Origin of the sequence: Actinoplanes sp. NPDC049548, assembly GCF_040676695.1 — a bacterium.
Lineage (GTDB): Bacteria > Actinomycetota > Actinomycetes > Mycobacteriales > Micromonosporaceae > Actinoplanes.
The window spans coordinates 117237-141661 of the sequence record NZ_JBFAPM010000019.1; the positions used below are offsets into that span (position 1 = coordinate 117237).

The window sequence follows — 24425 nt, forward strand, 5'->3', positions numbered from 1 at the left end:
CACGGATATCCGCCAACAGTGGCGGGAATGCCAGATGCCCACGGATTCCCGCCAGCGCCCGCACTACGCTGGTCCGCCATGCACGTCGTGGCCGTACTCGCGCTCGACGGGGTCGTCGCCTTCGACCTCGCCACCCCGCTGGAGGTCTTCGCCCGGACCCGGCTCCCCGACGGCTCCGCGGCGTACGACGTGCGGGTCTGCGGCCCCGAACCGGAGATCGACGCGGGGGCTTTCGTGCTCCGGCCCCGGTACGGGCTGGACGTCCTCGGCGTCGCGGACACCGTCATCGTCCCGGGAATCGTGGACGTTGCTGCGCCCGTACCGGACAAGGTCGTGGCCGGCCTGCGAACGGCCGCGGCGCGCGGCACCCGGATCGCGTCCATCTGCGCGGGCGCGTTCGTGCTGGCCGGGGCCGGGCTGCTCGACGGCCGGCGCGCGACCACGCACTGGATCGCGGCGGACCGGCTGGCCGAGCGGTTCCCGGCGGTCCAGGTCGACCCGGCCGTCCTGTACGTCGACGACGGGCAGCTCCTCACCTCCGCGGGCGCGGCCGCCGGCCTGGACCTCTGCCTGCACATGATCCGCCGCGACCACGGCTCGGCGGTCGCGGCCGACGCGGCCCGGCTGTCGGTGATGCCGCTGGAACGCGAGGGCGGCCAGGCGCAGTTCATCGTGCCGGAGCAACCGCCGGCGCCGCGGGGCTCCACGATGGAACCGCTGCTGCGCTGGCTCGAGGAGAACGCCGGCCGGGAGCTGACCATGGCGCAGATCGCCGCGCACGCGGGGATGAGTACGCGCACCCTCAACCGCCGCTTCCGCGAGCAGACCGGTACGACGCCGCTGCAGTGGCTGCACCTGGCTCGGATCCGCCGTGCGCAGCACCTGTTGGAGACGACGGGGGACGGGGTGGACCGGATCGGGGCGCGGGTCGGGTTCGGGTCGCCGACGGCGTTCCGCGACCGGTTCAAGCGGGTGGTGGGAACGAGCCCGCACGCCTACCGGCACGCGTTCCGCTCCCGCTGCTAGCCGAGCAGCCGGCGGCGCTCCGCCTCGCGGTCACGGGCCGCGGTCAGTCCGGGGGTGAGCAGGCCGCAGAAGATCATGGCCAGCGCGGCCAGCCACGCCCACCAGGGAACCACCGAGTGCGGGCCGATCACCGCGCTCACCCAGTCGTACGCCGGATCGATGTATGCGTCCATGTGGCCTCCCTGCCGCCGGATCGGCCCCCACCATCGGCCGGGCGCGGCACGGGCTTAGCACTTCTGGCCGTGGGGTTGTCCCGGCCGGGCTGGGGTAATCCGGAGGATAAGTGCGTACCGGACAGGAGAATGCTGATGACCACCGACCGGGTTCAGACCGAGGCCGCCGAGGGACAGCGGGACCGTCGCTTCCACGGCGGCGCGCCCGAGCACCTGGACGACGACGAGTTGCAGCGGCGGACCGAGGCCGAGCGGGTCGAGGCGGGCCTGCAGCCGTACGACCCCGACGACGTGCCGCCCGCCACGGACTGATCACGGCACGGGGCTGACCAGCACCGGGACGCCGGCGACACACGTCACCCGCATCCGGATGCGGCTCGCGCCGTGGCGGAAGACGGCGACCGCGGCGAGTGCGGGCCCCGGGTTGACCCGGTCGAGCTCGTACGGGTCGACAGCCGCCCACGCGACGAGCGTCACCCGGCTTCACGGTGCCCCCGCTGGACCGGAACGTCGTGGCTGTGGCCGCCGGCTCGGACGGGCTCGGGCTCACCGGCGGCTCCGACGTCGGTGCCGTGGTGCGCTGCGTCGGCGGGACGCTGGTCGCCCGCGACGTCGGTGCGGTGGTGCCACGCGTCGACCTCGTCGTCCTCGTGGGCGTCGTCGGCTCCCCCTTCGGACTGGGGGACGCCCCGGCCGAGGTGGCGGCCGTCGGTATGTCGCTGCCGCCCTGCGCGTCCTGCGGGAGGAACGCCCAGGTCGCGCCCGCCGCTACGAGGGCGCCCGCCACGCCTGCGACCAGCAGTCGCCGGCTCCGGCGGGGTGCCGCAACGACGGCTGACGGCTGCGCGGAGCGGACGACCGGACCCTCGGTGAGCACGCGCGCGACCTCGGCGGCGCTGGGACGCTCGGCCGGCTCCTTGCGCAGGCAGCGGTCGACCAGCGCGGCGATCTCCGGCGCCACCCCGGGCAACGGTGGCAGCGGATCCGGTTCCACCGTGACATGGGCGGTCAGCATCTGCGTGGTGGTGTCGACGCTCCACGGGGAGTCGCCCGCCAGCAGCCGGTAGAGGAGCACGCCCAGGGCGTAGACGTCCGAGGCCGGCTCGACGGCGTCGCCGGTCAGCCGCTCCGGGGCCAGATAGGCCGGCGTGCCCAGCAGCTCCTCGTCCGGCACGGCCGGGCCGGCGGCGGCCGCCAGACCGAAGTCGACGACTTTGACGCCGTCCGCGGTCACCATGACGTTGGCCGGCTTGATGTCGCGGTGCACCAGGCCGTGGGCGTGAGCCGCGGCCAGCGCCGCCGCGACCTGCGCTCCGATCCGGCAGATCTCCTGCGGGTCCAGCAGGCCGTGCCGCGCCCGCTGCTGCAGCGTCAGGCCGTGGACCAGCTCCATGACCACGTACGGGACGGGCAGGCCGTTCTGCCGAGCCTCGCCGTAGTCGTACACCTGGGCGATGTGCGGGTGGGAGAACGTGGCGGCGGCGCGGGCCTCGTCGCGGATACGGGACCGGGACGCGGCGTCCCCGGCGTACCGTCCGGCCAGCAGTTTGATCGCCACCGTGCGGCCGAGGACCTCGTCGCGGGCGCGCCAGACCACCGCCATGCCACCGCTGCCGAGCTGGTCGAGCAGGGTGTAGCGGTCACCGAGCCTGCGCTGCTGCACCTCCACCCGAGGCAGTCTGCCTTCCCGGGCGCCGCAGCGCACCACCTGCGCTTGCACTCGGCCGCCCGCGCTTCGAGGATGGGGCGATGCGCCGGCCGATGACCTCCCTCGTGGGCCGCGCGCTGCGGCTGCCACCGCCCCGCACCGCGTACGCGGTCGACCACGACGTCGCCATCCCGATGCGCGACGGCGTCCTGCTCCGAGCCGCCCACTACGCACCCGCCGGCAAGGCGCGGGGCACGGTGCTGGTGCGTACGCCCTACGGGCGCGGGCTGCCGGCCTCGCTGCTGCAGGGGCACATGCTGGCCGCGCGGGGCTACCACGTGGTGGTCAGCAGCGTCCGAGGCACGTTCGGCTCCGGCGGCACGTTCGTCCCGATGGCGCAGGAGGCGGCCGACGGGCAGGACACGGTCGCGTGGCTGCGCACGTGCGACTGGTTCGACGGCCGCCTCGCCACGCTCGGCGGCTCGTACCTGGGCTGGACGCAGTGGACGCTGCTGCAGGACCCGCCGCCGGAGCTGCGGACCGCGATCATCGCGGTCGGCCCGCACGACTTCCGCAGCGCGGTCTACGGAACCGGCGCCTTCACCCTCGGCGACTTTCTCAGCTGGAGCCACCAGATCGCCGGGCAGGAGGAACGCGGCCTGCGCCGGGTCCGCGGCATGGCCACCGCGGCCCGCCGGATCCGTCCCGGCCTCCATGGTCTGCCCCTCGCCGACGCCGCCGACCCGGTCCTGCGCGGCCGGGCACCGTGGTACCGCGAGTGGCTCGCGCACCACGAGGAGACCGACCCGTTCTGGGAGCCGATGCGCGCGGGCGTGGCACTGGAGCGCGTGCCGGTGCCGGTCATGCTCATCAGCGGCTGGCAGGACCTGTTCCTCGACCAGACCCTGGACCAGTACGCCGCCCTGCGCGCCCGCGGACTGGAGGTATCGCTGCTCGTGGGCCCGTGGACCCACATCGGCGTGGCGACCAAGGGCGCACCCCGGACGGAGCCGGCCGCGCTGGCATGGCTCGACCGTCACCTGGCCGGCGACCCGGGCCCGGCGGCGTCGGTGAACGTGTTCCGCACCGGCGAGAACAAGTGGCACGACCTCCCGGACTGGCCGCCGGCCACCACCCCGCTCCGGTACGGCCTGGGAGCGGACGGCACGCTCACCAGCGGCCCGGCGGTCCGGCCCGGAACGGTGTCCTTCCGGTACGACCCGGCGGACCCCACGCCGTCGGTGGGCGGCCGGGTGCTGTCGGGCTCGATGGGCGTCCGCGACAACCGCGCCCTCGAGGCCCGCGCCGACGTCGTCACCTTCACCACCGCACCCCTCACCGAGGACCTCGACGTGGCCGGCTCGCCGACGGTCTCCCTGACGATGTCGCTGGACAACCCGTACGCGGACGTCTTCGCGCGGCTGTGCGACGTCGACCCCGCCGGCCGTTCCCGCAACTTCACCGACGCCCTGCGCCGCCTCGACCCGGCGGCGCCCGGTGGGCCGGTGGAGCTCCGCCTGGACCAGTGCTTCCACCGCGTGCCGGCCGGTCACCGGCTCCGGCTGCAGATCTCGGGCGGGGCGCATCCGCGGTACGCCAGGAACCTCGGCACCGACGGCACCCCGGCGGACGGCTCGAAACTGGCGCCGTCGGTACGCACCATCGACTGCGCGCATTCGTCCGTGGTTCTGCCCGTGATGGGGTGAGCTCGTGAAGGTGTGGTGAGAGCGGCCGGTGATCGGCCCGGACGCCGCTACCTTCGGCGGCCATGGACACCCCGGACGTACTCGTCGTCGGCGCCGGCCTCGCCGGTCTGCACACCGCTCGGCTGCTGGCCCAGCAGGGTCATGACGTGCTGGTCGTCGACCGCCGGCGCCGGCTCGACTCCGGCATCCGGACGACGGGGATCTTCGTCCGGCGGACGCTCGAGGACTTCCCGGTGCCGGATGAGCTGCTGGGGCCGCCGATCCGCCGGGTGGTGCTCTATCCGCCGTCGCTGCGCCGGCCGGTCGAGCTCGTCAGCTCGCGGGATGAGTTCCGGGTCGCCGATATGGCCGGGGTCTATGCGCATGCGCTCGCCTTGGCGGTGGCCGCCGGGGCACGGGTGCGGCTAGGGGTGGCGTATCCGGTGGCGGGCGTACGGGCGCGCTTCACGATCGGAGCGGACGGTGCACGCTCGACGGTTGCGCGCCGGCTCGGGCTGGACGTCAACCGGGAGCTGATCGTGGGGGTGGAGGAGGTCTACCCGGTGGCTGGTGGGCTGGGGCCGCCGACGTTTCACTGCGTGGTGGATCCGAGGCTGGCGCCCGGATATCTCGGCTGGGTTGTCGACGATGGACGGCATGCGCACGTCGGGCTGGCCGGGCGGCCGGAGCGGCTCGCCGGACCGCTGCCGGAGCTGCTGCGAGCCTTCGGCATGGCATTCGACGCGAGCGCGAACGCGGGCTCGGGCTCGGGTTTGGGTTTGGGTTTGGGCGGAGATGCGGCTTTCGGTGCAGTGCCGGTCGGCGGTGGCAACTCCGGCGGGCGGCCGGTGGAGGGTGGGGTGCCGGTTGGCGGCGTCCGTTCCGGTGGGTTGCCGGCGGCGGCTGGGCCGGTGCGGCGGCGTGGTGGGCCGATTCCGGTCGGTGGCGTGCTGCGCCGGATCGCCTGCCCCTCGGGCTTGCTGGTCGGCGACGCGGCGGGCGCGGTGTCACCGCTGACCGCCGGCGGGCTGGACCCCTGCCTGCGCCTGTCGTCGCTGGCCGCGGCCGTGACCGCGGACTATCTGCGCACCGGGGATCCGGCCGTGCTGCGGCACTATGACGGAGCAGCGCTGCGGGCACGCTTCCGGGGGCGGCTGGCGATGCGCCACGGGTTGTCCGCGGTGCGGTCCCGGGCGCTGACCGAGGCGGCCTTCGGTCTGTTGCGCACCCCCATGGGCCGGGCGGCCGCGGCGCGGGTGCTGTTCGGTGACGGCTCCTTCCCTGATGTGCGGATCGAGCGGTCTACGCCTCTTCGGTGGGGTGCTTCATCCACCACTCGGTGAACTGCCGTGCCTGACCTGCCTGGTCGAGGCGCAACACCCACATGTTGCTGTAGGTGCGGGCCGGCGGCGTCGTGTAGTGCGTCGTCGCCTCGACGATGGCCAGGTCGTCGGTGACGATGAGCGGGTGCCACTCGAACATGGTCGTGTCCGGCTCGTCCCGGTGCTCCAGCCAGCCGGCGACGATCGCTTCCCGGCCCCGCCACGGTGGCGCCCACGGCTCGGTGAAGTACGCGGCGTCCTCGGCGAACAGGCCCGCGATGTCCGCCGGGTCGTTCGACTCCCACGCCACGCGGTAGCCCTGCACCCACGCGGTGACAGCGTCGAGGTTGGTCATGCTCGCTCCTTGAACGACGCGTACGCCGACTGGCCGAACTCCGTCAGCGCCCCGCTCCACAGGAAGTCGCTGACCTGGGTGAACGCGATGGCCGTGAGGCCTTCGTGCGGGTCGTTGAACCACGTGGTGCCGTACCCGCCGGACCAGCCGTAGCGACCCGGCCCGGACACCTCGTCCGCGGCGACCGTCACGGCCATCCCGAGGCCCCACCCGGACCCGCCCAGCAGCGTGCCGGCCGACGCGACCTGCGCCGGGGTGAGCCGGTTGCCGGTCATCAACTCGACGGACTGCTCGGAGAGCAGCCGGGTGCCGCCGTGCACCCCGCGGTCGAGCAGCATGCGGGCGAAGGTGTGGAACTCGTCCACCGTGGAGACCAGACCGCCGGAACCCGAGGGGAACACCGGCGGCTCGCTCCACACCTCGGGACCGGTGTTGGTCACCTCGGTCATCTTCTGAGTGCCCGGATCGGTCATGTAGTAGCTCGGCAGCTCGCGAGCGCGGGCCCCGGGCAGCCAGAAGCCGGTCTCCCGCATGCCGAGCGGGTCGAAGAGCCGCTCGCGCAGCACGTCGCCGAGGGGCCTGCCCGCCGCCCGCGCCAGCAGCACGCCCAGCACCAGGGTGCCGGTGTTGTACTGCCATTTCTCCCCGGGCTGCAGCATCAGGGGCAACGTGGCGAACCGGCGGATCCACTCGTCGGGGTCGTGCGGGATGCGCGGGTCGGGCGGGCCCAGCCCGAGCTGCAGCTCGTCCGCCGCGCGGTTGATCGGCCACGGCGGGTCGAACTCCGGCTCCGTGATCATGCCGAACCCCATCCGGAAGGTCAGCAGATCCTCGACCGTGACGGGCCGGCGCAGCGGCACGGTGTCGTCGAGCGGGCCGTCGATGCGCGCCAGGACACGCTGGCCGGCCAGCTCGGGCAGCAGGCGGTGGACAGGCTCCTCGAGGTCGATGAGGTCGTCCTCGACGAGCATCATCGTGGCCGCGGCCAGAACCGGTTTGGTCATCGAGGCGATCCGGAAGATGCTGTCGCGGCGCAGGGGCGCACCCCCGTCGAAGGAGGTGGAACCGATCGCCTCGGCACGCACGTCGTCGCCGCGGGCGACGAGCGTGACGATTCCCGGGAGCTCGCCCCGCTCGACGCGGGCCGCCATCGCCTCGTGCACCGTCATGGCGACCACCTTGCCAGGTGCCTCCGACAAAAAACGAGTGGTATCCGATGGGTACTACGATGGCGCGATGACGACTTCGAGCTGCGGCCGGACCCATGACGTCTACGACGCGTCCTGCCCGTGCCGGCGGATGCTCGACCTGCTCGCCAACAAGTGGAGCGCGCTGGCTCTCGGCGCCCTCGAGGACGGCCCGCGCCGCTTCGGGGAGCTGCGCGCGAGGCTCGAGGGTGTCAGCCCGAAAGTGCTCACCGCCACACTCCGGCGCCTGGAGGAGCACGGGCTCATCGACCGTACGGTGTACCCCGCCGTACCCCTGCACGTCGAGTATTCGCTGACGCCGCTCGGCCGCGACGCGTGCGAGCCGCTGGCCATGCTGCGCCGCTGGGTCGTCGCCAACGTCGACCGGTTCCCCGAGGGGGTTCTGTCGGACCCCCGGGTTAGCGTCGCATCATGACCGATCAGTGGCGCCACCTGCCCGCCCCGGCCCGCCCGATCGGGGCGGCCACGGCGGCCGCGGTGAGCGCGGCGCACGAGCAGGACCGGGAGGCGCTGAGCGCGGCGGTGGCCGAGCTCAGCGCCCAGGACCAGGCCCAGACCGGCCTGATATCGGGTACGGCGGTGCGCCTGCTGCTCGAGTCGGCCCACCCGGACGGCCTCGATGCCGACGACGTGCGCGCGGTGCTGGAGCAGAGCGTGCGCGCGGCGGCCACCTGGTGCCCGGAGGTCGATCCGCAGGTGATGCTCTACCTGCTCGCGGCGGCGCTCGGCGTGTGGGACGACGACGGATCGCCCCCGCCGAAGCCCGACGCGCTGGCGTTGCACGCCGCCCTCCTGCTCGCTTATCTGAGGGGGAACCGGCCGATCACGGAGGTCATGACGGCCACGCTCGCGGAGATCCAGCGCGCCCAGCTGAACGACTAGGAGTCGATGGGGGTGAGCTCGCCCGCCGGGTCCAAGGGGCGGCCGAGGTGCTCCAGCAGGTCCGCCAGGATCAGCCAGACCTGGGCGGCGAGCCGGTCGGTGAGTCCGGCGCGGTCCATCTCCTCGGGGTGGTCGAACCACCACAGGATGCTGGCGTCGACCATCCCGATGACCCCGGCGACGACGTGTGCCGGTGGCCGCACGTCGTAGCCGGCGGCGCGCAGATAGGCGATCCCGGCCCTGCTGAGCTCCGGCACGGCCGCGAACTGGCCCAGCCGGGCGCGGAAGCGGTAGAGGTTCGGGTGCTCGACGGCCCATTCCAGGACCCGCCCGATGATGCCGTGCACGACTCTCGGCGGTGTGCCGCTCGCGGTGAGGGCCGGCCGGATCCAGGCGCTGAGCATCCGTGCGGCGAGCCGGGCGACCTCCTGGTCCAGGTCGTCCTTGCTGGCGAAGTGCCGGTAGACGTGCGGTCGCGGCAGGCCGGCCTGGTCCGCCACCACGCCGAGGCCGGCGCCGGTGCCGTGCTGCTCGATGGCGCGTACGGCGGCTTCGACGATGTGCCGCCGCCGGCGCGCCCGGTCGTCGGTGCCCCCGCCGGCCCGGCGTGCGGCGATGGTGTCCCGCTTGACCGCCGCTCCGTCCACCCGGCCCACTCTACTGGTACAGTCTGTACCCACTCGCGGGTACAGCTTGTACCCATGCACCGGTCATCAGCGAAGCGAGGAACCATGACCAGTTCCGTGCCCGGCTCCGTCGACCCCGCCCGGCTGCAGGACGTGCTCGACGGCCGGTGGGCGCACATCCGGCGCGCGGCGCGCACCGAGCTGGCGGGCGACCGGTTCACCGCGGTCTACGGCGAGACCGGTGAGCAGGCCCGCGAGCGGGTCACCCGGCTGCTCGGCGAGCTCCCGGCCGACCTCGGCGTCACACTCGCCTTCCCGACCGAGTACGGCGGCAGCTTCGACCCCGGCGGCGCGGTGGTGGCCGGCGAGATGCTGGCCCACCTCGACCTCTCCCTCCTGGTGAAGGCGGGGGTCCAGTGGGGTCTGTTCGGCGGGGCCGTCATGGCGCTGGGCACCCGCCGGCACCACGACGCCTACCTGCGCGACATCATGGCGGCCGACCTGCTGGGCTGCTTCGCCATGACCGAGACCGGGCACGGCTCCGACGTGCAGCAGCTGCGGACCACCTGCACCTACTACCCGCGGACGGAGACGTTCGACCTGCACACGCCGCACGAGGCGGCCCGCAAGGACTACATCGGCAACGCGGCCCGCGACGGCCGGATGGCGGTCGTCTTCGCGCAGCTGGTCACCCCGTCCGGCCGGCACGGCGTACACGCATGGCTGGTGCCCATCCGGGACGCGGACGGCCGGCCCATGCCGGGCGTCACCATCGGTGACGCCGGTCCGAAAGCCGGCCTCCTGGGCGTCGACAACGGCCGGCTCACGTTCGACCACGTTACGGTCCCGCGGGAGATGCTGCTGGACCGGTACGGCCAGGTCGCGCCGGACGGCACCTACACCAGCCCGATCCGCAACGACACGCGTCGCTTCTTCACCATGGTCGGCACCCTGGTGCGCGGCCGGGTCACCATCGGCGGCGCGGCCTCCTCGGCGGTGAAGAACGCCCTCACGATCGCGATCCGGTACGGCGACACCCGCCGCCAGTTCACGGCGCCCGACCGGGATCGGGAGGTGGCGCTCAACGACTACCTCGCCCACCAGCGCAAGCTGCTTCCCGCACTGGCCACCACGTACGCCCTGCACTTCGCGCAGGAGGAGCTGGTGGCCACATTGCACGGCGTGCAGACCGCCGAGGGGCCGGTCGACGACCACCGCCAGCGGGAGCTGGAGTCGCGGGCCGCGGCGCTCAAGGCGGCGCAGACGTGGCACGCCACCCGGACCATCCAGATGTGCCGGGAGGCCTGCGGCGGTGCGGGCTACCTCGCCGAGAACCGGCTGCCCGCGCTCAAGGCCGACACCGATGTCTTCACCACCTTCGAGGGCGACAACACGGTGCTGCTGCAGCTGGTCGCCAAGGGACTGCTCACCGGTTACCGCGACGCGTTCGGCTCCCTCGACGGGTGGGGCCGGGCGGCGTTCGTGGCCGACCAGGTCCGGGAGATGGTGCTCGAGCGCACGGCGGCCCGGTCGCTCGTCGAGCGGCTCGTCAACGCCGTACCGGGGCGCGACGAGCAGGTGGCGCTCACCGACCGGGGCTGGCACCTGAAGATGGTCGAGGACCGTGAGCGGCACGTCCTGGACGGGGTGATCCGCCGGCTGCGCCGGGGCGCCGCCACCAAGAAGGACCGGCCGTTCGACATCTTCAACGACGTCCAGGACCACGTCGTCAAGGCCGCCGAGGCGCACATCGACAGGGTCGTGCTGGAGGCGTTCGTCGCCGGCGTCGAACGTGCGACGGACCCGGCGGCGCGGGCGCTGCTTTCGCGCATGTGCGACCTGTACGCGCTGAGCACCATCGAAGCCGACCGGGGCTGGTTCCTGGAGCACGGCCGCCTGACCCCGGCCCGTTCGAAGGCGGTCACCGCGGTGATCAACGACCTGCTGCAAGAGCTGCGGCCGCACCTGCGCACGCTGGTGGACGCGTTCGCCATCCCGGACGCGTGGCTGAACTGCGCGATCCTGCGGGAGGAGCCCGCCCGGCAGGAGGCGATGGCCGCCCACGACGACGCCGTACGCTCGGCGGACGCCACCGCGACGGACCTGGAGATCGTCCCTGCGCAATGACGCCCGGTGCGGTTTGCTGGAACCATGATTGGTGCTGTCCTGCATGCCCCGGGCGACGTCCGGGTGGAGGAACGCGACGAGCCGCGGATCGTCGCACCGACCGACGCGATCATCCGGCTCTCGGCCGCGTGCGTCTGCGGTTCGGACCTGTGGCCCTACCGCGGGATCGACAAGGTGACCGAGCCACGCCCCATGGGTCACGAGTACGTCGGCATCGTCGAGGAGGTCGGCGGCGACGTCCGGACCGTGCGGCCGGGGCAGTTCGTCGTCGGTTCGTTCATCGCCTCGGACAACACCTGTGAGATCTGCCGCTCGGGTTACCAGGCCGCGTGCGTCCACCGGGTGGGCGTCGGCGGTGCCCAGGCTCAGTACCTGCGCGTACCGTTGGCCGACGGCACCCTCGTGGCCACTGGGGACGTACCGTCGGACGACCTGGTCCCCGGCTTCTTGACCGCTTCCGACGTGCTGGGCACCGGCTGGTTCGCGGCCGTGGCCGCCGAAGCCGGCCCGGGCAGGACCGTCGCGGTCGTCGGCGACGGCGCGGTCGGGCTGCTCGGCGTGCTCGCGGCGCGGCAGCTCGGCGCGGAACGCATCATCGCGATGAGCCGCCACGAGTCCCGCCAGCAGCTGGCCCGCGACTTCGGAGCCACGGACATCGTCACCGAACGCGGCGACGAGGGCGTGGCCCGGATCAAGGACCTGACGAACGGTCTCGGCGCGCATTCCGTCATCGAAGCGGTCGGTACGCAGGAAGCGATGATGCAGGCGATCCGCTCCACCCGGCCCGGCGGGCACGTCGGTTTCGTCGGCGTGAACCACGGCGTCCAGCTGCCCGGACGGGAGCTGTTCTCCTCCCATGTGCACCTGCACGGAGGCCCCGCGCCCGTGCGCCGCTTCCTGCCGGAGCTGATCGACCTGATCGCCGACCGGCGGATCGACCCGGGGAAGGTGTTCGACCTGGTGCTGCCGCTGGACCAGGCGCCCGAGGGCTACCGGGCGATGGACGAGCGCCGTGCCATCAAGGCCCTGCTGCGCCCGTAGCGCGCGGCTGCGCCACCCGTTCCATCCGGGTCCAGCTCACCCATCCGCGCCGGCGCATCAGGTCCCGCATCCGCTTCGCCCGCGGATCGGACTCGTCGGCCAGCGCGTCGAGGAGGTCGAACGGCAGATCGTCCCTCGCCTCCTCCGTACCCATGACCTCGCCGGCGGCCCACGCCTCCTCGGCCAGCGCGGCCATGATGTCGGCGGCCTCCTCCATGAGCCCGTCGTCGGTGGCCTCGCCGTCGAAGAGCTTCGACAGCAGGAGGTAGAGCCGGACGAGCCGCGGGTCGCCGAGCGAGGCGAGCTTGGCGGGTATCCACTCCCGGACGCGGTCGGGCCACCGGGCCGCGATCAGGATCCACCCGTCCCGCTCGGCCTGCACCATCCGCTCGGACACCCCGATCTCCCGCAGCCGGTCGAGATAGGTGACCGCCTCGGGCGGCAGGGCCGCGCTGTCCCCGGCGGTGAGCTGCGCGATCTGGTGACGGCTGGTCTCCAGCCGGGCGATCTCGTCGCGCAGGTGGTCGTCGATCCGCTGGATGGCGGCGGCGAAGTCCGGTGCGTCCGCCTCGAGCATCGGACCGAGCTGGGACAGCGGCACGCCGGCGTTGGCCAAGGTGCGGATCTTGATGAGCAGCACCACCGCCGTCGCGCCGTACCGCCGGTAGCCCGAAGCGTCCCGTTCCGGCTCGGGCAGCAGTCCGACCTGGTGGTAGTGCCGCACGGCTCGCACGGTGACACCCGCGTAGGCCGCCAGTTGGCCGATCGTCAGCATGCTCTGATCCTGCGCCGGTACGTCATCGTGGCGAAGAGGTACGCCAGGATCAGGATGCCGGTGCACCAGGCGAGAGCCGTCCAGATGCCGGTGCCGACCGGCTGCCCGCCGAAGATGTCCCGGATCGCGTCGACGATCGAGGTCACCGGCTGGTTCTCGGCGAAGGCCCGCACGGGGCCGGGCATGGATGCGGTGGGGACGAAGGCCGAGCTGATGAACGGCAGCAGGATGAGCGGGTACGAGAACGCGCTCGCGCCGTCCACGGACTTCGCGCTGAGCCCCGGGATCACGGCGATCCAGGTCAGCGCCAGGGTGAACAGCATCAGAATGCCCGCCACCGCCAGCCACCCCAGCACGCCCGCCCCCGACCGGAAACCCACCACCAGGGCGACGAGGACCACCACCACCAGCGAGATCAGGTTGGCGACGAGCGAGGTCAGGACGTGCGCCCACAGCACCGACGACCGTGCGATCGGCATGGACTGGAGCCGTTCGAAGATCCCGCTCTGCAGGTCCAGGAAGAGCCGGTACGCCGTGTAGGAGATTCCCGAGGCGATCGTGATGAGCAGGATGCCGGGCAGCAGGTAGTTCACGTACGAGTCGGTCCCGGTCCGGATCGCGCCGCCGAAGACGTAGACGAACAGCAGCATGAAGGCGATCGGCATGATCGCGGTGGTGATGATCGTGTCCGGGCTGCGCAGGATGTGGCGCAGCGAACGGCCCAGCAAGGCGACGGTGTCGTTCATCGTTGCCCCCTCTCGGTTCCGGTTCCGGTTCCGGCGCCGACGAGGGCGAGGAAGACGTCCTCGAGGGTCGGCTGCTTCTGGACGTACTCGACCTCGGCGGGCGGGAGGACCTGCTTGAGCTCCTCGAGGGTGCCGTTCACGATGATCCGGCCCTCGTGCAGGATCGCGATGCGGTCGGCGAGCTGCTCCGCCTCGTCGAGGTACTGGGTCGTGAGCAGGACGGTCGTGCCGCCCTGGGCGAGCTCCCGGACGGCCTGCCACACCTCGATGCGCGCCTGCGGGTCCAGCCCGGTCGTCGGCTCGTCGAGGAAGACGACCGGCGGATCCCCGATGAGGCTCATCGCGATGTCCAGCCGGCGGCGCATGCCACCGGAGTACGTCGCCACCCTCCGGGAACCGGCCTCCGCAAGCGAGAACCGCCTCAACAGGTCATCCGCCAGTGCACCGGGATCCTTGAGGTGCCGCAGCCGGGCGACCAGGACGAGGTTCTCCCGCCCGCTGAGGATCTCGTCGACCGCCGCGAACTGCCCCGTGAGACTGATGGACCTGCGGACGTTGGCGGCCTGGCTAGCGACGTCGAAACCGTTGACCCGGGCGCTCCCCGCGTCCGCCCGCAGCAGCGTGGACAAGATCTTGACGACGGTGGTCTTGCCCGCCCCGTTCGAGCCGAGCAGGGCGAAGATGCTGCCTCGCGCGACGGCGAGATCCACGCCGCGCAGCACATGCAGATCTTTGTACGACTTCTCCAGTCGCAGCACCTCAATGGCAGGAATGCTCATGGCCGCCAGCATGGAGGGTTGACGCAGCGTCAGGGTCAAGCGCTCAGGCCTGGAAGAATCCCTTAACTCCTTCCTGATGTCCTCCGCGTCGACGGGCGCCAGCGCGGGTTTCGTCCCGGCGGTCCCGGGAGCCCGCAAGCAGCCGCCAACGGAGTCGCCAGCGCGACTTCGGCCTGACGGCCTTGCAGAACTGTCCACTTGGGCCATCCCCCTTCCGGATACGGCCCGAAGTTCACCCGTCGTTCCAACCGCTACCGGTAGCCGAGGCCTGGGTCAGCCCCGCTTCTCAATCTGTCCGCGCAGCTTGAGGAATTCGGACTTGGCCTCGGAGACCTCGGTGAAGTACCAGATGAGGAAGCCCATGCTGCCCTTGTCGCCCCATGCACAGACCGCAACACCGTTCCCTTGCACGGTCCCGGTGCCGCACTTGGCCACGCCGCCCAACTTGCCGGCGTCGATCGAGGTGACGTTCTCGAGGGCAAGGCCGCTGTGCGACATTCCGGCGAGGAACGCCCTCAGATCGGAGGAAGGATTGCGGACCGGCGCCGCGACCGCCTGGACCATCACCATGTCGCCCTTGCTGGCAGTGCCGTACAGGGCGCTGGCCTCACTGGTCCGCCCGGGCGCCTTGGCGAAAGCAGCCGGTAGGTCGCTAGTTTTCGGGCGGCCGCCGAGCTGTGCAGGCTCCACGATCTTGACGGCCGTCACAGTTTTGGTGGTCTTCGAAGTCTTGGTCGTGTCCTTCGCGGTCTTCGCGGGTTTGTTGGTCTTCCCGGGTTTGTTGGTCTTCGCGGGTTTGGTGGTCTTGGCGGCGCTGCCGGACTTGCTTGCAACAGCGACCGGCACGTCGTCTTCCTTCATGGCGTTGTAGGCGGCGAAACCGCCGGCGACGATCAGAACGACCACCGCGACGATCGCGGCGATGAGCTTCGGTAGCCTCCTCGACTTCCTCGGCACTCCGAATATCGGCTGGCCGACATCCGGGGGAGGGAAATTCGCCTGCCCGAACGGCAGCTGGCCGAGACTCGGGTGCGGAGCACCTCCCTGCCCCGACGCGGGCGGCTGCTGGCCGTATCCGAGCTGGTCCGGCGTCGATCCGCTCGGCTGGCCGTATGCGGGCCGGCCCGACCAGGGCGGGGCGGGTGGTTGCTCGGGACCGGGCATCGGGGGTGCCGCTTCGTACCCATGAGGTCCATATCCGTGCGCGGGTGGCCGTTCCGGGCTGGCCGGCAGACCGGAGCCGGGCGCGAACCCGGGCGCCGCCTCATGATGGGCCGGCAGGCCCGAGCCCGACGCGAAGCCCGGTTCTGCGGCCACGCCGGCCAACCGCGGAGCAGCCGGTGCCGAGGGCATGCCGGGCGGCACAAAACTGCTTCCCGGGTGCGAACCGGCTGCCGGCAGACCGGAATCCTGGTGGTGCGGGTGGGGCTGACCGGCACCGTACGGTTCTGCGTAAGGCTGGCCGTAGGGGTGGGGCGGCTGCGACATGAGGCTCCATCGATCGGATCCGGAAACCTGAACGCATCCCCGATCGGATGGCTCCCTCAAGACCGGGTCAAGTCACCTTAAAAAAGGCCGCAAGGGGTGCACGCGGTGAGCACCGTCAGGTGGGCTTCGGGGTTCCGGCTCCAAGGCACTGTGGGGATCGCAAAGGTGGCCCGGACCAGCCAACGGCGAGCACCGCCAAAGGTGGCCCGGACCAGCCAAGGGCGAGCACCGTCAGGTGGGCTTCGGGGTTCCGGCTCCAGGGCATTGTGGGGATCGCAAAGATGGACCGAACCAGCCAACGGCGACCACCGCACCGTGGGGTCTGGGGCTCGGGCCCCAGAAAGAAAATGCACGAGCCCCCGGTCCGCGTATCTCAGCGGACAGAGGGCTCCGGCTCGTGCCCCCGGCAGGATTCGAACCTGCGCTTTCGCCTCCGGAGGGCGACGCTCTATCCCCTGAGCTACGGGGGCTCAGCGAGAGGAAGCCTAGCAGACCTCCTCGCGCCCGCCGAACGGGTTACCCCCTCAGCCGGTCTTGAGCTTCGCGAGGAGGTTGTCGATCAGGTTGATCTCGCTCTGCTGGCCCGCGACCATGGTTTTCGCCAGGCCTGTGACGTTCTCGTCGTCCGACATGTCGAGGATGGCCTGGGCCATGTGGATGCCACCGAGGTGGTGCTGGCGCATCAGGGTGAGGTACTGCCTGTCGAGGTCGGTGCCGGTGGCTTTGCGGAGGGCGGTCAGCTGTTCCGGGGTGGCCATGCCGGGCATGAGGCCGTTGCGGACCGCGCCTTGCGAGTCGGGCATCCAGGCCATCGGTGGGCGGGTGCCGGTGAGGCTCAGGTTCCAGTCGCGGAGCTGGGCCTTCATCGTGCTGATCTGGCCGTGCTGGGTGAGGGCGATGTCGCCGGCGAGGGTGACGATCTGGGGGTTGGCCGAGTTGGCGTGCTCGATCATGGACATCTCCACCGCTTGGGCGTGGTGGGTGCTCATGTCGCGCAGGAAGCCTGCTTCGGGGGAGTCGTCGGCCGGGATGCCCAGGTGGCGGGCGCCCAGGAAGCCGCCTGCTGCGCCGAGCAGGAGGCCTATGACCAGCACCAGGGCGAGCCAGGCCGCCCCGGACCGGCGGGTGCCGGTCGGGGCGGTGGCGTCGGCCTGCGCGTCGGCCGGGGCCGCCGCGTCGTGGCCGGTGGAGAGCGACATCACTTGCCCTGTTGGTCCATGCCGGCGCCGTTGGATGCGGCCTGCACCGGGCCGGTGGTGGTGTTTCCGCCGGAGCAGGCCGCGTCGGGCTCCTTGGTGGCGTTCACGCGCAGGTCCTTGATGAACTCGTCGATGCGCTTGTCGTCGGCGTTGTCGACCTTGAGCTGGTAGCCCCACGCCTGCAGCGAGATGTTCTTGTCGAGGTTGGCGACGGGGCTCATGAGCATGTAGTCCTTGCCCTGGACCTTCTCCTGCAGCTTGCTGACCTGGTCGGCCGCGAGGCCCTGCTTGTAGGTCACCCACACCGCGCCGTGCTCGAGGCTGTGGACGGCGTGCTCGTTGGCGATCGGCTGGGCGTACACGTCGCCCATGCAGTTCTGCCAGACGGGGTTGTGGGCGCCACCCACGGGCGGGTTCGTCACGTACGTGAGCGGGCCGTCCTTGTGGTCCTGCGCGTCGATCTGCGGGTTCTTCTGCTCGCGGTAGTTGACGATGCCCTCGATGCCGGCCGCCTTGTCTTCCCAGGACTCGCTGCCCTTCATGGAAGCGAAGACGCCGTACCCGATGATGCCCACGGCGATGAGCACCACGACGCCGGCCACGGCGATCGGTCCCCAGTTGCGGCCGCCGCTGACCTTGACGGGCTGGATGGGCTTGCGGCCCTTGCCGCCGGTGCCCTTGCCGCCCTTGCCGGCGGGACGAGGGCCGCCGGACTTGCCTGACGCGGGCGGCTTCTTCCCTGCGGCGGGCGGCTTGCCCTGCCCCGACGTCTTGTCGACCTTGACGGTGGACGGGACCCGCTCGGGCCCCGGTGTGCTCATACTCATCGTGCCTCGTCAATTCGTGGGAAAGGTCGGGCCGGGTCCGCGCGCAGGCCCCGGTACGCCGCCGGGCGCCAAAGTCTACCCGGATAGCATGGCTCAGTGACTCCCGCTGACCTCGCTGCCACCGTTCTCACAGCTGCGCGTGCCGTATTCGTCACCCGTGGCCTCGACGTCACCTTGCTCCCCGAGACGACTACCGTGGAGCGTCCCCGCAATCCCGAGCACGGCGACTACGCCTCGACCATGGCCCTGCAACTCGGCAAGAAGGCCGGCGTGGCACCGCGGGAGCTGGCGTCGGCCCTGGCCGAGGAGCTGAGCAGCCGGCCGGGGATCAAGTCGGTGGAGATCGCCGGTCCCGGCTTCCTCAACATCCGGCTCGACGCCGCGGCGGCCGGGGTGCTCGCGCGCGACGTGGTGCTCGCGGGAGAGGAGTACGGCCACACCGACCGCCTCGCCGGCCAGCGGGTCAACCTCGAGTTCGTGTCCGCGAACCCCACGGGCCCCGTGCACATCGGTGGTGTCCGGTGGGCCGCTGTCGGTGACGCGCTGGCGCGGCTGCTGAGGGCGTCCGGCGCCGACGTCGGCACGGAGTACTACTTCAACGACGCCGGTTCGCAGATCGACCGGTTCGCGCGTTCGCTGCTCGCCGCCGCGAAGGGGGAGCCGGCGCCGGAGGACGGGTACGGCGGCGCGTACATCGCCGAGATCGCCGAGGCGGTCAAGGCCGGCAACCCGGGTGCGGCGGAGCTGGCCGAGCCGGAGGCGCTGGAGGTGTTCCGGGTCGAGGGCGTGAAGCTGATGTTCGCCGAGATCCGGCAGTCGCTGGACGAGTTCGGCGTGCAATTCGACACGTACTTCAACGAGAAGGACCTGCACGACCGGGGCGAGCTGCAGGAGGCCCTGGACCGGCTGCGGGAGCAGGGTCACGTGTACGAGTCCGACGGCGCGACCTGGCTGCGGACCACCGACTTCGGTGACGACAAGGACCGGGTGCTGCGCAAGTCCGACGGTGACTGGACATACTTCGCCGCGGACTGCGCCTACTACCTGGACAAGCGCAAGCGGGGCTTCGACAGGGTCGTCGTGATGCTCGGCGCCGACCATCACGGCTATGTCGGCCGGATGAAGGCGATGGTGGCGTGCTTCGGCGACGACCCGGCGTTCAACCTCGAGATTCTGATCGGCCAGCTGGTCAACCTGGTCCGTGACGGCGAGCCGGTGCGGATGAGCAAGCGCGCCGGCACGGTCGTGACCCTGGAGGACTTCGTCGACGCCCTGGGTGTGGATGCCGCGCGCTACGCCCTCGCCCGTTTCTCGTCCGATTCGCAGATCGACATCGACATCGAGCAGTGGACTCGGGCGAGCAACGACAATCCCGTGCATTATGTCCGTTATGTCGCGGCCAGGACGGCGAGCGTGGCGCGCAACGCGACCGAGGTCGGGCTCAGTCGGGGCGAGCCGGAGGACTTCCGGCCGGAGCTGCTCACCCATGAGAAGGAGCACAGCCTCCTCAAGGCGCTGGGCGACTATCCGGGCGTGGTGGCGACGGCGGCCGAGCTGCGCGAACCGCACCGGGTGGCCCACTACCTGGAGAAGGTCGCGGGGGAGTACCACCGGTTCTACGACAAGTGCCGGGTGCTGCCGGTGGGCGATGACCCGATCACCGACCTCCAGCGCTCGCGCTTGTGGCTGAACGACGCCACTCGAACGGTGATCGCGAACGGTTTGGGACTGCTGGGCGTCTCCGCGCCCGAGAGGATGTAGGTCATGCGGGCACACGAGGCCGGGGCGCTGCACGGCGACATCGGCAACAGGGGGCCGGCGTGGCTGCGTACCCCCGAGGACGTGAACGCGCTGGTTCCGGCGCTGTGGCCGCGCACGGTCACCCGTACCGGAGAAGGCGCTCTGGAAATCGGCGGGGTGAGCGTTCTCGACCTGGCCGCGGAGCACGGCACCCCGGCGTACCTGTTGGACGAGGCCGACCTGCGGGCGCGCTGCCGCGATTTCGCGGCGGCCTTCGCCGGCGCCGACGTCTACTACGCGGGGAAGTCGTTCCTGTGCAAGGCCGTCGTCAAGGTGATCGAGGAGGAGGGCCTCTTCCTCGACGTCTGTTCCGGCGGCGAGCTCGCGGTGGCCCTGGCTGCCGGCTTCCCGCCGGAGCGCCTCGGCTTCCACGGCAACAACAAGTCGGTCTCCGAGCTGCGCCGGGCGCTGGACGCGGGTGTGGGCCGGATCATCCTGGACTCGTTCCAGGAGATCGACCGGCTCACCGCGCTCGCGCAGGAGACGGGCAAGCGGCCGGCGGTGCTGATCCGGGTGACGGTCGGCGTCGAGGCGCACACGCACGAGTTCATCGCGACGGCGCACGAGGACCAGAAGTTCGGCTTCTCGCTGGCCGGCGGGGCCGCGTTCGACGCCGCGATCCGGGTGCTCGACGAGGGCGTACTCGACCTGCGCGGCCTGCACTCGCACATCGGCTCGCAGATCTTCGACACCTCGGGGTTCGAGGTCGCCGCGCGGCGGGTGCTGCAGCTGCAGGCGCAGATCCGCGACGCGCGCGGCGTGGAGCTCGCCGAGCTGGACCTCGGCGGCGGCTTCGGTATCGCGTATACGACGCAGGACGACCCGTCGCCCGCCGCCGATCTCGCCAAGCGGATCAACAAGATCGTCGACGCCGAGTGCGCCGCCGAGAAGCTGCGGCGGCCCAAGCTCTCCATCGAGCCCGGCCGGGCCATCGTGGGACCGGCCGTCTTCACCCTGTACGAGGTGGGCACGGTCAAGGACGTCGACGGCATCCGCACCTACGTGAGTGTGGACGGCGGGATGAGCGACAACATCCGGACGGCGCTCTACGACGCGTCGTACTCGGCCACGCTCGCCGGCCGGGCCTCGCAGGCGCCGCCGATGCTCGCCCGCGTCGTGGGAAAGCATTGTGAATCCGGGGACATCGTCGTGAAGGATGAATTCCTGCCCGCCGACGTGCAGCCCGGAGATCTTGTCGCGGTGCCCGGCACGGGGGCGTACTGCCGGAGCATGGCCAGCAACTACAACCACGTGCCCCGCCCGCCGGTGGTCGCCGTTCGTGACGGTGCCTCGCGGGTGATCGTCCGCCGGGAGACCGAAGAAGATCTGCTCGCATTGGATGTGGGATGAATTCTGGTAAGCCTGCGGTTCGTCTAGCCCTGCTCGGCTGCGGCACGGTGGGCAGCGAGGTCGTCCGCCTCCTGCACGAGCAGGCCGAGGACCTGACGGCCCGGATCGGGGCGCCGCTGGAGCTGGTCGGCATCGCGGTGCGCCGGCTCGGCCGCGAACGGGGCAACGTGCCGGTCGACCCGGCGCTGTTCACGACCGACGCGCTGGGGCTGGTCAAGCGCGACGACGTGGACGTCGTCATCGAGGTCGTGGGGGGCATCGAGCCGGCCCGTTCCTGGCTGACCGAGGCGCTGCGCGCGGGCAAGAGCGTGGTGACGGCAAACAAGGCGCTGCTGGCCGAGGACGGCGCGACGCTGCACGACGCCGCCGCCGACGGCGACGCGGACCTCTACTACGAGGCCTCGGTCGCCGGTGCAATCCCGCTGCTGCGGCCGCTGCGCGAGTCACTGCACGGGGACAGGGTCACCCGCGTCACCGGCATCGTGAACGGCACCACCAACTTCATCCTGTCGTCGATGGACGCCAGCGGCGCCGGCTTCGGCGAGGCGCTGGAGGAGGCCACCGAGCTCGGGTACGCGGAGGCCGACCCGACCGCCGACGTCGAGGGCTTCGACGCCGCCGCCAAGGCCGCCATCCTCGCGTCCCTGGCCTTCCACACCCGGGTGACCGCGGCTGACGTGTTCCGCGAGGGCATGACGGGCGTGACGGCCGCGGACGTGGCCAGCGCCAAGGAGATGGGCTGCACGATCAAGCTCCTGTGCCTGGCCGAGCGCGGCGCGGACTCCTCCGGGCAGGAGTCGGTCAGCGTGCGCGTGCACCCGGCGATGATCCCGCGCAGCCACCCGCTGGCGAGCGTGGGCGACGCGTTCAACGCGGTCTTCGTCGAGGCCGAGGCCGCGGGGCAGCTCATGTTCTACGGCCGGGGAGCCGGGGGTACGCCCACAGCGAGCGCCGTCCTCGGCGACATCGTGGCGGCCGCCCGCAACCGCCTGTCGGGCACCCGGGCGCCGAGCGAGAGCGCGTACGCCCACCTGCCGATCCGCCCGATCGGCGAGGCCGTGACGCGCTACCACATCAGCCTGGACGTGGCTGACCGCCAGGGCGTGCTCGCGACCGTGGCCGGCGTGTTCGCCAAGCACGAGGTGTCGATCGCCACAGTCCGCCAGTCGGGCCGCGACGAGGACGCCACGCTGGTCATCGTCACGCACGGCGCGCCGGACGCCAACCTGGCGGCCACCGTGGAGGATCTGCGCTCGCTGGACATCGTACGGTCGATCGCGAGCGTCCTCCGTGTCGAGGGAGGGGCCTGACCATGCTGGACCACGTCGGTTTCCAATGCTCGGACCTGGCGGCGAGCGCGGCCTTCTACGACAAGGTGCTCGCGCCGCTCGGCCTGCGCCGGATGATGGACCACAAGGTCGCCATGGGCTACGGCGACACCTTCCCCGACTTCTGGATCGGCGAGCACAACGAGGGCGAGGGCTTCCGCGAGTCGCACATCGCGTTCAAGGCGGCCGACCGGGCGGCGGTGGACGCGTTCTTCGCGGCCGCGGTCGAGGCGGGCGCCGAGGTGCTGCACGAGCCGGCGGTCCACCCGGAGTACCACGAGAACTACTACGGCGCGTTCGTCCGCGACCCGGACGGCAACAACGTGGAGGCCGTGTCCCACGGTCCCGCATAGTGGATGCAGAGTCTCGCCATTCGGCAGGCTAGTGCATCCTTGATCGCAGTCAGCGGAGAGGAAAGACCATGTGGCGGGGACTGATCGAGGCGTACCGTGACCGGCTCCCGGTCTCGGAGGCCACCCCGGTGGTCACGCTGCACGAGGGCAACACACCCCTCGTGCCCGCTCCCGTGCTCTCCCGCCGCACCGGCGCCGACGTCTACCTGAAGGTCGAGGGCGCCAACCCCACCGGCTCCTTCAAGGACCGCGGCATGACCATGGCGGTGTCCAAGGCGGTGGAGGAGGGCTCCAAGGCGATCATCTGCGCCTCCACGGGCAACACCAGCGCCTCTGCGGCGGCGTACGCGGCCCGCGCCGGCCTGACCTGTGCCGTGCTGGTGCCCCAGGGCAAGATCGCCCTCGGCAAGCTGGCCCAGGCCCTGGTCCACGGCGCCAAGCTCCTGCAGGTCAACGGCAACTTCGACGACTGCCTCGCGCTGGCCTCCAAGCTCTCCCAGGACTTCCCGGTCTCCCTGGTCAACTCGGTCAACATCTTCCGCCTGCACGGCCAGAAGACGGCCGCCTTCGAGATCGTCGAAGCCCTCGGCACCGCCCCCGACATCCACTGCCTGCCGGTCGGCAACGCGGGCAACATCTCCGCGTACTGGATGGGCTACCAGGAGGACCACGAGGCGGGCAACTCCAAGATCGTCCCGAAGATGTACGGCTTCCAGGCCTCCGGCGCGGCGCCGATCGTCAACGGCAAGGTGGTCCCCGAGCCGTCCACCATCGCCACCGCCATCCGCATCGGCAACCCGGCCAGCTGGACCAAGGCGCTGGACGCCCGTGACCACTCCGGCGGCCTGATCTCCGCGGTCACCGACCGCGAGATCCTCACGGCGTACCGGCTGCTCGCCCGCGAGGTCGGCGTCTTCGTCGAGCTGGGCAGCGCGGCCAGCGTGGCGGGCCTGCTCCAGCAGGCGGAGGCGGGCATGATCCCGGCGGGCGCGACGGTGGTCTGCACGGTGACCGGCCATGGCCTCAAGGACCCGGAGTGGGCCATCTCCACGGCGCCGTCACCGACCACCATCCACAACGACGTCCTTGCCGCGGCTCGGGCGCTCGACCTCGCCTGAGGCGTTCTCCGTCGAATCCTCGGTGGCCACGCGCACCATCGCCACCATCGCGTCGCGTACCGTCTGAAGCTCGTCGTCCGTCAGCTTCTTCAGCAGTCTGAGCTGCTTGTCCGCGCCCGCCGTGATGATCCGGGAGATCAGCTCCCGGCCGTTCGGGCTGAGCGTGATGCGCCGCACCCGGCGGTCGTTCGGATCCTCCGCGCGGGTGGCCAGGTCGTGGGCCACCAGCCGGTCCACCATGCCGCTGAGCGTCGCCAGGCTGACCCCGAGCAGGCCGGCCAACTCGCGGCCGGACGTGTCGCCCAATCTGAAGAGAAGCAGCAAGATCTTCAGCTGCGACATGGTGAGCTGGGACGCGAAGAGCGGATCCGAGCGGTCGTACGCGAACAAGTGCTGGAGTTGCTGTTGGGCGCCCATGATGTCGGCGATGAGTCGTTCGTTGTCGGCCACCGCACCTCCTGTCTTGCGAGCCGATGGCCGCTGCGTGTCCGCCTCGTGACCGGACGGTACCAGTGACCCCGGCGAAAACCGTTTGTTCGCGTGAGGCAAACTATATGCCTTGGACGAAC

At 71.4% G+C, this 24425-nt stretch carries 25 protein-coding genes, 1 tRNA gene and 1 pseudogene; 13 read left to right on the top strand and 14 right to left on the bottom strand.

Going from position 1 to position 24425, the window contains the following annotated elements:
* Positions 1 to 78: 78 nt before the first annotated feature.
* Positions 79 to 1026, top strand: a complete 948-nt coding sequence (locus tag AB0J80_RS30235) for a helix-turn-helix domain-containing protein (protein WP_364711596.1) — start codon at positions 79 to 81, stop codon at positions 1024 to 1026.
* On the opposite strand, the gene AB0J80_RS30240 is transcribed toward AB0J80_RS30235, so the two are convergent.
* Entirely contained in the window at positions 1023 to 1199 is a 177-nt protein-coding gene (locus AB0J80_RS30240) for a hypothetical protein (protein ID WP_364711749.1), read from the bottom strand. The two genes, AB0J80_RS30235 and AB0J80_RS30240, sit on opposite strands and share 4 nt — an antisense overlap.
* A 135-nt stretch (positions 1200 to 1334) precedes the next feature.
* On the opposite strand from AB0J80_RS30240, the gene AB0J80_RS30245 reads away from it, so the two are divergent.
* Positions 1335 to 1511: a hypothetical protein gene (locus tag AB0J80_RS30245; RefSeq protein ID WP_364711752.1), complete on the top strand. Its 177-nt coding sequence runs from the start codon at positions 1335 to 1337 to the stop codon at positions 1509 to 1511.
* On the opposite strand, the gene AB0J80_RS30250 is transcribed toward AB0J80_RS30245, so the two are convergent.
* A complete protein-coding gene (locus tag AB0J80_RS30250; protein WP_364711754.1) occupies positions 1512 to 1676 on the bottom strand; it encodes a hypothetical protein in 165 nt (54 codons plus the stop codon).
* A 457-nt stretch (positions 1677 to 2133) separates the two neighbouring features.
* Positions 2134 to 2802 (bottom strand): annotated as a pseudogene (locus AB0J80_RS30255) (serine/threonine-protein kinase); the annotation flags it as partial.
* A 146-nt stretch (positions 2803 to 2948) separates the two neighbouring features.
* On the opposite strand from AB0J80_RS30255, the gene AB0J80_RS30260 reads away from it, so the two are divergent.
* Both AB0J80_RS30260 and AB0J80_RS30265 read left to right on the top strand, forming a co-directional pair.
* On the top strand, positions 2949 to 4553 hold the full coding sequence (locus AB0J80_RS30260; RefSeq protein WP_364711598.1) for a CocE/NonD family hydrolase: 1605 nt from the start codon (positions 2949 to 2951) through the stop codon (positions 4551 to 4553).
* Positions 4554 to 4615: 62 nt separating this feature from the next.
* Entirely contained in the window at positions 4616 to 5875 is a 1260-nt protein-coding gene (locus AB0J80_RS30265) for an NAD(P)/FAD-dependent oxidoreductase (RefSeq protein WP_364711601.1), read from the top strand.
* Here the strand turns inward: AB0J80_RS30265 and AB0J80_RS30270 are convergent.
* Both AB0J80_RS30270 and AB0J80_RS30275 read right to left on the bottom strand, forming a co-directional pair.
* Positions 5835 to 6209, bottom strand: coding sequence for a nuclear transport factor 2 family protein (locus AB0J80_RS30270; protein ID WP_364711603.1), 375 nt, complete (start codon positions 6207 to 6209; stop codon positions 5835 to 5837). The two genes, AB0J80_RS30265 and AB0J80_RS30270, sit on opposite strands and share 41 nt — an antisense overlap.
* A complete protein-coding gene (locus AB0J80_RS30275) occupies positions 6206 to 7378 on the bottom strand; it encodes a serine hydrolase domain-containing protein (RefSeq protein WP_364711606.1) in 1173 nt (390 codons plus the stop codon). Before AB0J80_RS30275 ends, AB0J80_RS30270 begins: the two co-directional genes overlap by 4 nt.
* Before the next feature lie 67 nt (positions 7379 to 7445).
* Between AB0J80_RS30275 and AB0J80_RS30280 the strand changes: the two genes are divergently transcribed.
* Both AB0J80_RS30280 and AB0J80_RS30285 read left to right on the top strand, forming a co-directional pair.
* Entirely contained in the window at positions 7446 to 7832 is a 387-nt protein-coding gene (locus tag AB0J80_RS30280) for a helix-turn-helix domain-containing protein (RefSeq protein WP_364711608.1), read from the top strand.
* The gene (locus tag AB0J80_RS30285) at positions 7829 to 8299 is read left to right on the top strand and encodes a hypothetical protein (RefSeq protein WP_364711610.1); all 471 of its coding nucleotides are present in this window, start codon (positions 7829 to 7831) and stop codon (positions 8297 to 8299) included. The genes AB0J80_RS30280 and AB0J80_RS30285 overlap by 4 nt, the downstream gene beginning before the upstream one ends.
* Here the strand turns inward: AB0J80_RS30285 and AB0J80_RS30290 are convergent.
* Positions 8296 to 8946: a TetR/AcrR family transcriptional regulator gene (locus tag AB0J80_RS30290; protein WP_364711612.1), complete on the bottom strand. Its 651-nt coding sequence runs from the start codon at positions 8944 to 8946 to the stop codon at positions 8296 to 8298. The genes AB0J80_RS30285 and AB0J80_RS30290 overlap by 4 nt on opposite strands.
* Positions 8947 to 9030: 84 nt before the next feature.
* Between AB0J80_RS30290 and AB0J80_RS30295 the strand changes: the two genes are divergently transcribed.
* A complete protein-coding gene (locus tag AB0J80_RS30295; RefSeq protein WP_364711613.1) occupies positions 9031 to 11052 on the top strand; it encodes an acyl-CoA dehydrogenase in 2022 nt (673 codons plus the stop codon).
* A gap of 24 nt (positions 11053 to 11076) precedes the next feature.
* On the top strand, positions 11077 to 12093 hold the full coding sequence (locus AB0J80_RS30300; RefSeq protein ID WP_364711615.1) for a zinc-dependent alcohol dehydrogenase family protein: 1017 nt from the start codon (positions 11077 to 11079) through the stop codon (positions 12091 to 12093).
* On the opposite strand, the gene AB0J80_RS30305 is transcribed toward AB0J80_RS30300, so the two are convergent.
* From AB0J80_RS30305 to AB0J80_RS30335, 7 genes are all read right to left on the bottom strand, one after another.
* A complete protein-coding gene (locus AB0J80_RS30305; RefSeq protein ID WP_364711618.1) occupies positions 12071 to 12868 on the bottom strand; it encodes a MerR family transcriptional regulator in 798 nt (265 codons plus the stop codon). The genes AB0J80_RS30300 and AB0J80_RS30305 overlap by 23 nt on opposite strands.
* Positions 12862 to 13614 carry an ABC transporter permease gene (locus tag AB0J80_RS30310; protein WP_364711621.1) on the bottom strand — a complete coding sequence of 251 codons (753 nt, stop codon included), beginning with the start codon at positions 13612 to 13614 and terminating at the stop codon, positions 12862 to 12864. Before AB0J80_RS30310 ends, AB0J80_RS30305 begins: the two co-directional genes overlap by 7 nt.
* Positions 13611 to 14393: an ATP-binding cassette domain-containing protein gene (locus AB0J80_RS30315; protein WP_364711623.1), complete on the bottom strand. Its 783-nt coding sequence runs from the start codon at positions 14391 to 14393 to the stop codon at positions 13611 to 13613. Before AB0J80_RS30315 ends, AB0J80_RS30310 begins: the two co-directional genes overlap by 4 nt.
* A gap of 273 nt (positions 14394 to 14666) precedes the next feature.
* On the bottom strand, positions 14667 to 15557 hold the full coding sequence (locus AB0J80_RS30320) for a hypothetical protein (protein WP_364711625.1): 891 nt from the start codon (positions 15555 to 15557) through the stop codon (positions 14667 to 14669).
* Positions 15558 to 16279: 722 nt separating this feature from the next.
* Positions 16280 to 16351: transfer RNA gene (locus AB0J80_RS30325), tRNA-Arg, on the bottom strand.
* Between the two features lie 54 nt (positions 16352 to 16405).
* Positions 16406 to 17080, bottom strand: coding sequence for a DUF305 domain-containing protein (locus AB0J80_RS30330; RefSeq protein WP_364711627.1), 675 nt, complete (start codon positions 17078 to 17080; stop codon positions 16406 to 16408).
* Entirely contained in the window at positions 17080 to 17907 is an 828-nt protein-coding gene (locus AB0J80_RS30335; protein WP_364711629.1) for a DUF3105 domain-containing protein, read from the bottom strand. Before AB0J80_RS30335 ends, AB0J80_RS30330 begins: the two co-directional genes overlap by 1 nt.
* Before the next feature lie 96 nt (positions 17908 to 18003).
* Here AB0J80_RS30335 and argS point away from each other — a divergent pair, with 96 nt between their 5' ends.
* The 5 genes from argS to thrC all read left to right on the top strand — a co-directional run bounded on the left by argS (position 18004) and on the right by thrC (position 23856).
* A complete protein-coding gene (argS, locus tag AB0J80_RS30340; protein ID WP_364711632.1) occupies positions 18004 to 19668 on the top strand; it encodes an arginine--tRNA ligase in 1665 nt (554 codons plus the stop codon).
* Between the two features lie 3 nt (positions 19669 to 19671).
* The gene (lysA, locus tag AB0J80_RS30345) at positions 19672 to 21057 is read left to right on the top strand and encodes a diaminopimelate decarboxylase (RefSeq protein WP_364711634.1); all 1386 of its coding nucleotides are present in this window, start codon (positions 19672 to 19674) and stop codon (positions 21055 to 21057) included.
* Positions 21054 to 22367 (top strand): homoserine dehydrogenase, encoded by a 1314-nt coding sequence (locus AB0J80_RS30350; protein ID WP_364711637.1) that lies wholly within the window; start codon positions 21054 to 21056, stop codon positions 22365 to 22367. Before lysA ends, AB0J80_RS30350 begins: the two co-directional genes overlap by 4 nt.
* A gap of 2 nt (positions 22368 to 22369) precedes the next feature.
* On the top strand, positions 22370 to 22738 hold the full coding sequence (locus AB0J80_RS30355; protein ID WP_364711640.1) for a VOC family protein: 369 nt from the start codon (positions 22370 to 22372) through the stop codon (positions 22736 to 22738).
* Positions 22739 to 22806: 68 nt separating this feature from the next.
* Positions 22807 to 23856, top strand: coding sequence for a threonine synthase (thrC, locus tag AB0J80_RS30360; protein WP_364711641.1), 1050 nt, complete (start codon positions 22807 to 22809; stop codon positions 23854 to 23856).
* Here thrC and AB0J80_RS30365 read toward each other — a convergent pair.
* Positions 23797 to 24306, bottom strand: a complete 510-nt coding sequence (locus AB0J80_RS30365) for a MarR family transcriptional regulator (RefSeq protein ID WP_364711644.1) — start codon at positions 24304 to 24306, stop codon at positions 23797 to 23799. The genes thrC and AB0J80_RS30365 overlap by 60 nt on opposite strands.
* Between the last annotated feature and the right edge of the window lie 119 nt (positions 24307 to 24425).